Consider the following 12,556-nt stretch of genomic DNA (forward strand, 5'->3'; position numbering starts at 1 on the left):
AAAACGCCTTCTTAACGTTACCGATGGATTCGCAGAATCGCCTTGCCAGGGTCACGCATTGGGTTTGCGGGAATTGTCCTCGTGCGCGTTTTCGCGTCGTCGATAGTCCGTTGCCGAGACGCCGAAGCGGGCGCGAAACGCGCGCGAGAAGCTGCAGTTGTTCTCGAAGCCTGAGGCCTGGGCGATCTCACCGATCGGTGCTTCCGTGCTGGTCAGCAGTTCGGCGGCATGGGCCAGGCGGATGCGCGAGGCGGTGACCTGCGGCTGCTCTTCGTAGACAAAGGTGTAGGTCCGCGAAAAGTAACTGTGCGAGAAATTTACCAGCCGGGCGAGTTCGCGCATCGGCACGCGTCGGTTGCGGTGCCCGTTGAGATACAAGCGCGCGCGCTGCAGGCGCACGAATACCTGGTGCCGATGGCTGCGGGTGCGGCCAGGGCACCGTTGCGCATAGCGCTGCAGATCGCCCTGGATTTCCGCCATGAACGCCAGCAACGGCGCGGCATCGCCACTTCTGGCGGCATTCGCGGATCGCGGGCAGGCGCGACGCCACAGGCGCAGGAAAACCAGCCGCTCACCCTCGTCCAGGCGCCCCCTGCCGGGATACACGCGTGCATCGTCAGTGGCGGCACGACGGGAGGCGGAGCCGCCACCATCGAATGAAAGGCCTAGGCACAGTCCCAGGGACGTGGCCTGCACGATGGGGCGGGAATCGCGATCCAGTACGATCCATTGGCCCGGTCGCAGGCGGAATCGGCCCTCGGCGGACTCTATCCAGGATTCTCCGCGGATCTGCACCCATAGCGAGTACCGGCGGGCCTGCAATCCCAGGTTGCCCTGGCGTGATGCGGCCAGGCAGTGTGGACGCGAAGATGCTTCCAGAGTGTCGCCACAGCGCAGGGTTCTGCCCCGGTCCGCCCATAGCATCGGTTGTTCCATATGAGTCTGCCTCGATTGCGGCGCGCTGGCGCGCTTTGGTGATTGCCTCCGTGTTGAACCGGACGGCATCGGCAGATTGGCCGGCGTGGCGACTGTCGGGAATCGGAAAACTCCGAGACAAGGCGTGTGGCAACAACAAACGCAAAGTGAGCGGGCACATTGGCCGGGTCGACCGTGCGAACCGTGGAAACTCGTCACACGGAAAATGTCCTAGCCTGTCCAGGCAGACGCATCGCGGCGATGCATCCGACCAATCTCCTTCTGGCGCGTCGAGCCGCGCCAGTCCCCCTTGGCATCGCAAGATGCCTTTTTTTTGCATGCGGCAGGCTGGTCAGGCGATGGCGACATGCCCGCCGCCCGGGCTTGGCGAGCCCCGGAGCGCCTGGACCTGCTTGCGTACCCAATGCTCCCTCGCGCCGAGGTCACGGATACCGGCGCTGAAGGGGTCCCCTTCGGGGATCGGCATTACCAGCGCGAGTGCGCCTTCCATGCGATGCAGCAATGCGCGGCGCGCGGCGATATCGGAAGAGGGAAGCGCATCCAGTCTGGCGAGATCTTCGCGACAGGCCGCGACCAGGTCATTGACCCAGGCCCCCATGGCGTCGGCAGCCAGCGTCGGCCGGATTTCCGATGCCGTGCCTGCGGCTTGTGCCGTAGGCAAAGCCGGAAGGCCGGCGCGCTTACGCAGATGCTGCTCGAGCTTGCCGGCCAGTTGCTCCAGTTGGACCGGCTTGGCCAGGAAATCATCCATGCCGGCATCCAGACAGCGCCGCACCTGTTCGGGCAACGCACTGGCCGAGAGCGCGATGATGGGCAGGTGCCGGCCAGGGCCTTCTTCCTCGCGGATCCGCCTGGCCAGCGCGAACCCATCCAGGCCCGGCATGTGGCAATCGGTGAGCAGAAGATCGACACCGCCGGATGCGATCACCGCCAAGGCCTGTACGCCGTCCTCGACGACGCGATGGGCGTAGCCGAGGCGTTCGAGTTGGCGCGTGATCAGTGCGCGGTTGACCGGGTGATCCTCCGCGACCAGGATGTAGCCGTTCCCGTCGGTGCGATGCGAAACGGAAGTCGTCACTTCGGCGGCATCCTGCAGGCCGAGCGCCTCCCCGCACGCGTCCGCGATGGCATGATGGAACAGCGGATCGCCGGGCAGGGCGATGCAGGCCTGTCCGGACACGCCTTCCCGCGGACCCTGCAGATCAACCCGGATGCAGGGAACGCCCTGGCTGCACCCGGCGGGCGAAAGCGCGCAGGCGTCGATGACCAACAGATCGATACCCTCGGGGGGCGGTTCCGTCGCGTCGCCTTCACTGCGCAGCACCTGGAATCCCAGCGCGGAAAGCGAGTGGTACAGACCTTTGCTGCGCCACGGGTCGCAGCTGCGCAACCATGCGCGCCGACCACGGAACGCCGGCGAAGGCTGCAAAGGTTCGGCGATCGGCAGGGTCAGTTCGAACACGGCCTCGGTGCCGGCCCCGGGTTCGCTCGCCAGATGGAGATCACCGTGCATGAGGGTGGCGATCCTGCGGCTGATGGCCAAGCCCAGGCCGGTGCCGCCGGAGGGGCGCGCGCCGGGTGCTTCCGCCTGCACGAAAGGATGGAACAGCTGGGCCAGATCGTCGGTGGCGATGCCGATGCCGCTGTCGGTGATGGTGAAGCGGAGGCGTTGTTGGCCAGCCTGCTCATCCACCACCATGAGCGTCATCGAGACCTCGCCTGTCTCGGTGAACTTGATCGCATTGCTGACCAGATTGCTCAGCACCTGGCGGATGCGGACCGGGTCGCCCAGCAGGCGGGCGGACAGGCGTCGGTCTTGCACGACATGCAGGCGCAGATGCTTCTCCTGCGCCCGCGCGCTGAACAGGCCGGCCACGCTGTCGACCAGCGCGCGCGGGTCGAACGATTGGCGGCTGATGGCCAGGCGACCGGCTTCTATCCGCGAGTAGTCGAGGATGTCGTCGAGGATCTGCAGCATCGCCTGCGCGGAATCGTCGGCCAGCCGCAGCATGTGGGCCTGCTCGCGGTTCATCGGCGTGCGCGCCAGCAGTTCGATCAGTCCCAGCACGCCTGCCATCGGCGTGCGGATTTCATGGCTCATCGAGGCCAGGAACGCAGCCTTGGCCGCTGCGGCCGATTCAGCGCGTGCCTTGGCATCATGAAGCGCCTGCTCCTGGGCATGGGCGGCATCGATGTCGATCCAGTAGCCGCTCCATTCCAGGGTTCCGTCGGGGAGCGGACGCGGCTGCCCGGCTTCGGTCCGCAGCCAGTGCCAGCGTTCGCCCGTCCAGAGCCGCAGGTCCAGGGACGGCAACGGGCGCAGGGTATCCGCGGTTTCCTTCAGCGCCTGGAGCAGGCGCTGGCGATCATCCGGATGCAGCCGGTCGTAGAGCAGGCGTTCGTCGGCCACCAGTTCTTCCGCCGACAGGCCGAGCAGGGAGCGGACGTTGCCCGCAGCGTAGATGAAGCGGCGTTCCCCCTGTGGCGATAGACGGAACTGGAACACCGTCGCCGGAATGGCATCGGTGATGTCGGACAACCGCTGCTCCGAAGAGCGGGCGCGCGCCTGGGCCGCGCGAATCTCGCTGACGTCGACCAGGGTCGCCAGCCGGCCGGGCGGGCCATCGGCGTGGTACTGGAAGGGATGCGACCACACGATCATGCTGCGCGCGGACACGCCGGGCTTGCGGGAGGGCAGCCGAAGTTCACCGTGCCCGGGTTCCTTCCAGGCTGCCAGCGCACTGTCCGCGGTCCGCATGCCGGCAAGGTCGGCTTGCGGATCCAAATGAACCTGGTCGAGCCTATGCCCCAGCAACGTCTCGCGCCGGCAGCCGAACATGGTCTCGTAGGCCTGGTTCACCGCGAGATAGCGGTCATCGGCATCCTTGACGAAGATGGGATACGGCACGCTCTCCAGCAGTGCGCGCTGGAATGACAACTGCGCGCCCAGTGCGCGTTCGGCACGCACGCGCGCCCGCGAGAGCCGGTGCAGGCGCGCATAGGCCAGCACGACGATGGCGATGATCAGCAGCGCCGTCACGATGCCGCCGGCCACCCAGTCCCAGGGAACGCCGTAGTGATAGCTGCTGGTCAACCAGCGCGCGCGGATGGCCCGCTTCTGCGACGGCGGCATGTTGGCAAGCACGCGATCGAACAGCGGCACCAGGCCCTGGAAATCACCGCGTGCGCCGAATGCCAGTTCCTGGTCGAGTCCCGCGGGACCGACGACCCGCAGGGTCGCGGCATAGTGGTTGCGGATGAGCGAATCGATCGCCGGCAGGGTGCCGATGTAGGCGTCGGCCTGCTGCTCGGCGACCATCGCCAGGCCGGCCTCGTTGCTGCCGACCGGGCGGAACGTGGTTCTTCCGAGCTGGGCCTGCAGCCGATCGATCAGGCCGGCTTCGTCGCGAATCGCGACCACCCGGCCGTCGAGATCGCGTGCGCCGGCAATCGCCGGGCCGTGCACGGAGACCACGATCACTTCCGGGAAGTACTCGTAGGGCCGGCTGAAGGCGACATCGTCTTGATGGAAATCGTCCGGCGTTCCCGCCGCGACCAGTTCGATCTCGCCGGCGCGGATCATCTGCTGGAGATCATCCCAGTCGCGCGCGGGAACGGGCTGCAGGCGCAGGCCCAACTGGTCGCCGAGGTGGGCAAGATAGTCGGCGGCAAGGCCGTCGAACCGTCCTTCGCCATCCACGAAGCTGTACGGATAACGGTCGACCTCGAAGCCGACCCGCAAGACCGGCAGCGCGCGCAGTCGGCGTGATTCCGCTTCGCTCAGCGAGGTGGGGGAAGCCGGGCCGTCATCGGACGCATCGCCGAAACCCCAGCGGAAACGCAGGCGTTCGAGTTCGTCGGCATCGATGGTGGCGGCCGCCTTGTCGAGCAGGGACGCCAGTGGCGCGGCATCGACACGGACCGCGGGTGAGAACGTCAGGGCGGGCAGGCCGGCGGAACCGCTCAGGCCAAGGTCCGGCGTCTGGCGGCTGGCCAGTAGTGCGCGGGTACGCGCGGCGGTGACGCCGATGTAAGCGTCCGCTTCGCCACGCGCCAGGTTTTCCAGGCATTGCGGGCCCGTGTCGCAGTAGAGCAACACGGCATGCGGATAGCGCTGCCGCAGGCGTGCGACGGTCTCGTGGAACCGCCGCTCGATGAGGATGCGGGCGCGATCCAGGTCGCGCAGATCGCGGGTGCGCGCATCGTTGCGACGGGTGACCAGCACCGGCGCGGCGCTCAGGTAGGGGCGCAGCAGGCGCAGCTGTCCGTCGCTGCCGCGGGTCTCCGGCAGCGCCAGCAACAGATCGAACGGCGGTGGCTGCCGCGCCGACGGCGATGCGACGGCGTCCCAGTCCGTAAACGGGTGGAATGCGATCTGCAGGCCCGCGCGCGAGGCGAGCAGGCGGGCATAGTCGATGCCCAGGCCTTCCGGCTGGCCGCCCATCCAGGCTTCCAGCGGCATGTGATCTCCGGCGAACACGCCTACCCGCAGGGTGGGATGGGCGCTGCGCCAGGCCGATTCTTCCGGGCTCAGATCCAGCGCCGGATGCGCGGCCGCGCTGGCGGCCACGATCAGCAACAGGAGCAGGACCCCCGCCGCGATCCGCCCGCCGGACAGGCGGGCGCGCAGGCGGGAGGAAACGGAAGCAAACATGGAAAGGCGGACACGCGAAAGCGATGCATGTCAGCCTAGGTGCGGCCTGTCGGCCTTCGAATCGGATTGTTCCTAATGTCGAAGCGACGATGAAGCGTGCTTCATCTCGCAGACAGCGTACCGAACGCCGCCGGGTGCCTGCCGGCATTCCTCAGGACAGCATGCCCTTCTCGCGTGCGTACGCGTAGATATCGAAATCGTTCTTCAGGCCCAGCTTGGCCATGGCTTCCTGCTTCTGCGTGCTGATGGTCTTGACGCTGCGGTTGAGCTGGCGTGCGATGTCGGTGACGGATCGGCCTGACGCGAACAGCCGGATGACTTCGGTCTCGCGTGGTGACAGCGGGACGGCCTGTGCGGATTTTCCGTTGCCGGCCTGGATCAGCAGGCGGTCGGTGGCCCTGCTGATGTAGAGCTGTCCGCGCATGATCGTCGGTACGGCGACGGCCAGTTCGGTCATCGCGTCCGTCTTGTTGATGAGGCCCCGGACGCCCGCGTCGAGAATCGACTGCAGGACGGCCGGATTGGTGACCATGGTCAGCACGATCACGGGCATGTCGGGCAGGCGACGCTGGATCAGGCCAAGCAGGGACAGGCCGTCGGCCTCGTCCTCGTTGGGCATGCTGAAGTCGGTGATCACCAGATCGCAGGGATGCTCGGCGAGCGCCTCGAGGAGCGCGCCGCTGGAACTGGCGACCGCGACGATTTCATGGCCGGCGCGTTCGAGTAGCTGACGGACGGCGGCTACGATGATCGGGTGATCATCGGCGAGCACGATCTTCAATGTCATGTGCCGTGGTCCCCCGGGGCCTAAGAGCTGAAAGCAGTCACATTCTATATCGGCGGCGTGTGTCTCCGCGCAACTTATCCGATTCGCGGCCTGATGCCTCCCCATATTTTGTGACCAGGCTTGCGGAACGTGCGCTTTACGGCAGTATCCGCTGTCGTCCCTCATCAGCGACGAAGTGCGGAAAACCCGCTTTTTCAGACGATTCCGATGTTGTGTGCCCTGTGACGGGAAGAACACTGCGAAACCGGTGGACCCGGCGATGCCTGAGGAGTCGCAGGGAATCCTGCGAGCTTGCGAGAAAGGCTCCGCGGTCTGCCGCTCCCATGTTACAGACGGTAGCCCGAATCATGCTGACTGAAAACCAGGAAAGTCTCGAAGCCACGATCAGCCGGTTGACCCAGACGCAGGACGCGACTGTTTCCCCACCACCGGAACTTGTGCCGCAGCTGAGCGATGCCGAATGGGCCAACATCGCGATAGGTCTCGGCGGGCGGCTGGGCGCGCGTGCGCGTGGCCACAAATCCAGCGCGCGCTGTTTCGTCGAAGCCGTGCTGTGGATGGCGGGAAGCGATGACGCCTACTGGCGTTGCCTGCCCATCGAGTACGGCGCCAACCACAGCGTCTATGTGCGTTTCTCGCGCTGGGTCAAGGCGGGCCAGTGGGAGCCGGTGATTGCCAGCTTGCCGGAGAACGACTCGCGCCGGCAGGATCTGTCACGACTGGTGGCGGCCCATCGCGCTTCGCTGGATCGCAAGCAGCGCTACGCCAATCAACAGGCGGCCTGAGCCAAACGCCAGCGGGTCCGACCGGTCGCCCAAGGTTCCGCGAGGGAACCTCCGCTTTGCCGCTGCCTCGGGGTGGAAGAACGAACCATGCCGTACCAGGCCGGGCGCGGACGGTGATGGGTATCCATCACCGTCCGGAGGATTCACTGCTGCTCGCGGAAATAGGCGATCACTTCGCCCTTGACCTTGAGGGTCATCGGATTGCCACGGCGGTCCTTGGACTTGCCCACCGGCACCCGGATCCAGCCTTCGCTGACGCAGTATTCCTCGACGTTGTCGCGTTCGACGCCGTTGAAGCGGATGCCGACGCCGCGTTCCATGATTTCGGCATCGTGGAACGGGCTGCGCGGGTCGGAAGCCAGGCGGTCGGGAGGGGTATCGGTGCTCATGATGGTGGTTTCAGGCGGTGCGGAAGAGGCCTAGGATAAACGCCGGGCGTCCAGCCCCCAAGCGCTGGCACGGTATCCGCCCTTCCACCGCCGGCAGGGACGCGGCAGGATCCCGTCGACATTACCCAGGTGACCCCCATGATCTTTCCCGATGAAGACGATTTCGATGCCGACGCCGCGTTCTCCGTGCCCGAGGGAGACGACGAAGAAGGCATCGACACCGGCGATCAGGAAGCCCTGATCTGGAACCTGCTGGTGTTGATCAACCCGGGCGACGAGGAAACCGCGTTGCGCCAGTTCGCCGGCTGGCGGGATGCGATGGCCGAGGCCGGTGGCGACGAGGACGGCGCACTGTGGGTGTTGAAGGATGCCATCGACTGGTCGTCGGGCTTCTACGTCGACTGGAAGGACAGCGAATCCCTGATCGACAGCGTCAACCAGTTGGCGGCGCGCTGGAACATCGATATCGACTGGGGTGGTGATCCGGCGGACGAGGACTTCCTGGACGGCGCCGATGTGCCTGGCTTGATGGCCGTTGCCTACGACCGCCTGCGCGAGCACGGCTATACGCTCTGGAACTGGAATACCGATGGCGATGCCTACGCGGGCTGGATTGCGCTCAGCCGGGATGACGAGGGCATGCAGCAGTTGTGCGCGGCATTGGGAATCGAGTTGCGGCCCGGCAGCGACGCCTTCTGAGGGTGCGCGGAACCGTTGCTGGCTTCAGCGCCGGGTTTCGGTTTCATCTCCCAGCGCCAGACCGGCGCCCAGCCCCATTCCCGCGCCCCCGGCCCCGGCCCCGGCTCCGGCTCCGGCTCCGGCTCCGGCTCCGGCCCCGGCCCCGGCCCCGGCTCCGGCTCCGGCATTGCCGCCCTTGCCGCCGCCCTGACGGGAGTCGTCGCGCGAGGCGTCATTCCTGCCCGGTTTCCCGCCGCCGCCGGGGCGCGTGGGACCTTGCGGTGGAATGGTCAGTCCCGACGGCACCGGGTCCAGGTCCAGTGCCGCGCGGATGAAATCGCGCAGCGATGTCACCAGATCGTGGGTATGTACGGGTCGGCCTTCCACCATGTCGGTGGCGGCGCGGGCCGCCAGCCGCACCTGCTCGTCGGTGCCCAGCAGGATGATGTCGGACAATGCAGCTTCCACGGCGTCGCGGATCCTGCGTGAACGCTCCGAGCCGATGGCGACGTCGTCTTCCCCGGCAGGTTCCCGGGCCTGGCGCATCTTCAGATCCCGCAGGTGTGTCGGGTCCACCGCCAGATGGCCGGTGAAGGAACCGCCCAGAGTCTTGTAGGCGGCGATGAGCGTGCGCAGCCGTTCGTTGATCTGCCGGTTCTCGCGTTCGCGCCGCTGCTGAATGGTCTGCATCACCAGCAGGCGGATGCCGACGCCGATCAGGGTGATCACCGCCAGGCCAAGCAGCGTCGACAACACGGTCTGCCAGGAGCTGAAATCCAGACCACGCATGCGATGACCTCCGGTATCCGCCGCGATCGCGGGCCTGGCAAACGATAGCAGGCCGGGTGCCTCCGGCCCGGATGTGGATCAACCGATCGCCAGTTTTCCTGCCGCCACCGCGATCAGTCCGCCGGAGACGCCTTCGATCCAGCGCCGCCGGCGTTCGCCGGGATCATTGCGCCAGCCGCCGGCCGCGATGGCGAGGCAGAGTAGCGAATAGAACGCCGCGCACAGGAGAATGAAGGTGGCCGACAGCATGATGGCCTGCAAAGCCGCCGGACCACCATGGGAGATGAACTGCGGCAGGATCGCGAAGTAGATCATCATGCCCTTCGGGTTGAGTACCGCAGTCAGGAAACCGCGCCGGAATTCGGCGGGATGCCGGTCGCCGTGGACCTGCAGGCCGCCCGTTTTCATCGCCGACTGGAGCAGTCGCCAGGCCAGCCAGGCCAGATAGGCCACGCCGGCCCAACGCAGCGCCGCGAACAGGGGCGGCGAGGCGGCAATCAGCGCGGCCAGGCCGAGCGCGGCCAGCATCGAATGAACCAGATAGCCGGCGCAGACCCCGAAGGTCGCACGCAGTCCGGCGCCGGCGCCGCCTCCCAAGGTCTGGGCGAGGATGAACAGCATGTCCGGACCGGGCGTGGCGATCAGCGGTAGAACGGTGGCGGAAAAGAGCAGCAGCGTGGTCGTGTCCATGGCGGATCATGCTAGGGAGAATGGCTCGCCATCGGGTTGCGAATATTCCAGTAATTTCTGCAAAATTGGCATTTCATGCCAATAATTTGGCGGCAGAGGAGGTTTCATGCCTGCGAAGCTGGACGAGCTGGATCGCCGCATCCTGCGCACCCTGCAGGAGGACGGGCGGATCCAGAACACGGAACTGGCCCAGCGGGTCGGCCTGTCGCCGTCCCCCTGCCTGCGCCGGGTGCGACTGCTGGAAGAGGCTGGGGTCATCGAGCGTTATGTCGCCGTGGTCAATCCGGTGGCGGTGGGCTACCCGCAGACACTGTTCACCCGGGTATGGCTGACCGCCCAGGACGCGGACACCATCGATCGGTTCATCGCCGCGATGGAGCGCCTGCCACAGGTGATGGAGTGCTACATCATGCTGGGCGAGTGCGATGCGATGTTGCGCGTGGTGGTGGAGGATCTGGATGACTACCGCCGTTTCCAGACCCGCCACCTCACCCGCGCCAATGGCATCCAGAACGTCAAGACGGATCTGCCCAGCCAGGTGGTGAAGCGCAGTCACTCCCTGCCGATCTGAGGCGGGAGGATGGGGACGGTTTACTTCTCCGTTTGTGGGAGGTTGGAGGCGCGCGACGGCCGCGAGGGATGTCTGGAGGGGGGTGAACGTTGCGAACCTCGAAACAACGACAACTCGCGTCTTCGTTCGCCCCCATCCCAGCCTTCCCCCGCATGCGGGGGAAGGGGTGTGGACGGAATGCCTGCGGGGAAGGGCTGAACGGAACGCGCGTGGAGAGGGGACGAACGCTCCCTCCCCCGTTTACGGGGGAGGGTTTGGGGTGGGGGCGTACCGGAGCCGGTAGCGTTGGATATCCGGAGGGATGTCGAATGTTGCGAGCGTGGGAACAACGACAACTTGCGTCTTCGTTCTCCCCATCCCAGCCTTCCCCCGCATGCGGGGGAAGGGGTGTGGACGGGACGCTCGCAGGGAAGGGTGAACGGAACGCCTGCGGGGAAAGGGCTGAACGGAACGCGCGGAAAGGTGCGAAGGCTCCCTCCCCCGTTTACGGGGGAGGGTTGGGGTGGGGGCGTACCGGAGTCGGAAACGTTGGATGGTCCGGAGGGATGTCGAACGTTGCGAGCGTCGGAACAACGACAACTTGCGTCTTCGTTCTCCCCCATCCCAGCTTTCCCCCGCATGCGGAGGAAGGGCGTGGACGGAATGCTTGCCGGGAAGGGTTGAATGGAACGCGCGCGGGGAAAGAGTTGAATGGAATGTGTGCGGAAAGGGGGCGAAGGCTCCCTCCCCCGTTTACGGGGGAGGGTTGGGGTGGGGGCGTACCGGAGCCGGTAGCGTTGGATATCCGGAGGGATGTCGAACGTTGCGAGCGTCGGAACAATGGATAGCTCGCATCTTCGTTTGCTCCCATCCCAGCCTTCCCCCGCATGCGGGGGAAGGGGCGTGGACGGAATGCTTGCGGGGAAGGGGTGAACGGAATGCGCGCGGAAGGGGCAAGCGGGGTGATGCCCCCTTGCCCGTCTACCGAGGCTTGTTCACCAATTGCGTGAGATCGATGGCTTCGGCCATCGCACGGTAACCGGCATCGTTGGGATGGAGGTGGTCGCCGCTGTCGTAGGCGGGCAGCAGGTGATCCGGCTTCTCCGGATCGCGCATCACCTGGGCGAAGTCCACCACCACGTCGAACGCGCCTGATTCGCGTATCCAGGCATTCACCGCATCCCGTTTGGCGCGCGCGGCCGCGGTCGGCGGCGTCGGAAAGGTGGTGCCGCCTCGTGGCAGCAGGGTGGCGCCCCAGACTTCGATGCCACGTGCGCGGGCACGGACAATGATCGCCTGCATGCCTTCGATGATCTGTGCCGCACTGACCTTCTGGTCCGGCGCGTCCAGCAGATCCGAAGCCGAAATGTCGTTGCCTCCCTGCAGCAGCAGCAACCAGCGCGCGCCCGGTTTGTCCAGCACATCGCGATCCAGGCGGGACAATGAACTCGGGCCACGGTAGGGCGCCACCGCGTCATTGAGGATGCGATTGCCGGCGATGCCGGCGTTCACCACGGCGATGGCGCGGGTTGCCGGAGTGGCCTGCAGGCGTTCGGCCAACCGATCCGGCCAGCGCGCGTTGGCGTTTTCGCTGGAACCCACGCCGTCGGTGATCGAATCACCGAGCACGACGAGACCGCGTGCATCCACTTCCGCGGCGACTTCCAGATCGGTGAGCAGGTAGCGGGTGTCGTCGGCTTCGCCTTCGGGTTCGAATCGCAACTGCGAGGTCAGGTCGCCTTGTGCCAGGTAGACCGTCTGGTTGCCGACTTGGTGGACCGTCGGCGCGGATGCGCCTTCCGGCAGGTACAGGCTGATGGCCAGGCTTTCCAGCGCCGCCACCGGCAACGCCACCGCATCGCTCAGGACCGAGCCTCCGGGGGGAAGCGTCACCCGCGCCATGCCGTCGAAGCTCACGCTCCGATCGGTGCCTGCCTGGATGGCGGGACCGTCCGCGGATCGCGCCACGCGGACCGACCCGACGACAAGCGGGCTGCCGCCGAACAGATTGGACAGGCGTATCCGTACCGCCGTCCCGCCCAGGCTGGTGCGGATCACCTGGCGTATCGTCCGCGGCGGCAGCGCGGGACCGGCGGTGACCGGGGCCGCACCCCAACTGGCCACCCAGTGGGGGGCATCGACGGGCGTGTCGGATGTGGCGGACCCTGCCTGGGCAGGGGCGAAAGGCGATAGCCAGAGCAGGGCGCCGGCCAGGCCGAGCGTGATGGATTTCAGTGCTGCCGTCATGCGGATTCCCCGGAGTGGAGTGTTGGATGCGAGGGGCCCTGTGTCGTCGGA

The 12,556-nt window shown here is 66.4% G+C and carries 10 protein-coding genes; 3 read left to right on the forward strand and 7 right to left on the reverse strand.

Annotated elements, in window-relative coordinates; all coding sequences use genetic code 11:
- Window positions 1-51: 51 nt before the first annotated feature.
- From AC3DE2_RS19870 to AC3DE2_RS19880, 3 genes are all read right to left on the reverse strand, one after another.
- Window positions 52-936: a helix-turn-helix domain-containing protein gene (locus AC3DE2_RS19870; protein WP_488427519.1), complete on the reverse strand. Its 885-nt coding sequence runs from the start codon at window positions 934-936 to the stop codon at window positions 52-54.
- 331 nt (window positions 937-1,267) lie between these two features.
- Window positions 1,268-5,590: an ATP-binding protein gene (locus AC3DE2_RS19875; protein WP_488427520.1), complete on the reverse strand. Its 4,323-nt coding sequence runs from the start codon at window positions 5,588-5,590 to the stop codon at window positions 1,268-1,270.
- A 151-nt stretch (window positions 5,591-5,741) separates the two neighbouring features.
- Entirely contained in the window at window positions 5,742-6,377 is a 636-nt protein-coding gene (locus tag AC3DE2_RS19880) for a response regulator transcription factor (RefSeq protein ID WP_295382832.1), read from the reverse strand.
- A 347-nt stretch (window positions 6,378-6,724) separates the two neighbouring features.
- Between AC3DE2_RS19880 and AC3DE2_RS19885 the strand changes: the two genes are divergently transcribed.
- On the forward strand, window positions 6,725-7,162 hold the full coding sequence (locus AC3DE2_RS19885) for a transposase (protein WP_488427521.1): 438 nt from the start codon (window positions 6,725-6,727) through the stop codon (window positions 7,160-7,162).
- 143 nt (window positions 7,163-7,305) lie between these two features.
- On the opposite strand, the gene AC3DE2_RS19890 is transcribed toward AC3DE2_RS19885, so the two are convergent.
- Window positions 7,306-7,551, reverse strand: coding sequence for a DUF3297 family protein (locus AC3DE2_RS19890; protein WP_295382830.1), 246 nt, complete (start codon window positions 7,549-7,551; stop codon window positions 7,306-7,308).
- A gap of 138 nt (window positions 7,552-7,689) precedes the next feature.
- On the opposite strand from AC3DE2_RS19890, the gene AC3DE2_RS19895 reads away from it, so the two are divergent.
- On the forward strand, window positions 7,690-8,250 hold the full coding sequence (locus AC3DE2_RS19895; protein ID WP_488427522.1) for a DUF6630 family protein: 561 nt from the start codon (window positions 7,690-7,692) through the stop codon (window positions 8,248-8,250).
- A gap of 24 nt (window positions 8,251-8,274) precedes the next feature.
- Here the strand turns inward: AC3DE2_RS19895 and AC3DE2_RS19900 are convergent, their stop codons facing one another.
- Window positions 8,275-9,018, reverse strand: coding sequence for a hypothetical protein (locus AC3DE2_RS19900; protein WP_488427523.1), 744 nt, complete (start codon window positions 9,016-9,018; stop codon window positions 8,275-8,277).
- Window positions 9,019-9,096: 78 nt separating this feature from the next.
- The gene (locus tag AC3DE2_RS19905; protein WP_488427524.1) at window positions 9,097-9,708 is read right to left on the reverse strand and encodes a LysE family translocator; all 612 of its coding nucleotides are present in this window, start codon (window positions 9,706-9,708) and stop codon (window positions 9,097-9,099) included.
- Window positions 9,709-9,814: 106 nt separating this feature from the next.
- Here AC3DE2_RS19905 and AC3DE2_RS19910 point away from each other — a divergent pair, with 106 nt between their 5' ends.
- On the forward strand, window positions 9,815-10,279 hold the full coding sequence (locus AC3DE2_RS19910) for an Lrp/AsnC family transcriptional regulator (RefSeq protein ID WP_488427525.1): 465 nt from the start codon (window positions 9,815-9,817) through the stop codon (window positions 10,277-10,279).
- A 960-nt stretch (window positions 10,280-11,239) separates the two neighbouring features.
- On the opposite strand, the gene AC3DE2_RS19915 is transcribed toward AC3DE2_RS19910, so the two are convergent.
- Window positions 11,240-12,505, reverse strand: a complete 1,266-nt coding sequence (locus AC3DE2_RS19915) for an SGNH/GDSL hydrolase family protein (RefSeq protein WP_488427526.1) — start codon at window positions 12,503-12,505, stop codon at window positions 11,240-11,242.
- Between the last annotated feature and the right edge of the window lie 51 nt (window positions 12,506-12,556).

Source organism: Pseudoxanthomonas sp. 68-E7 (genome assembly GCF_057773145.1).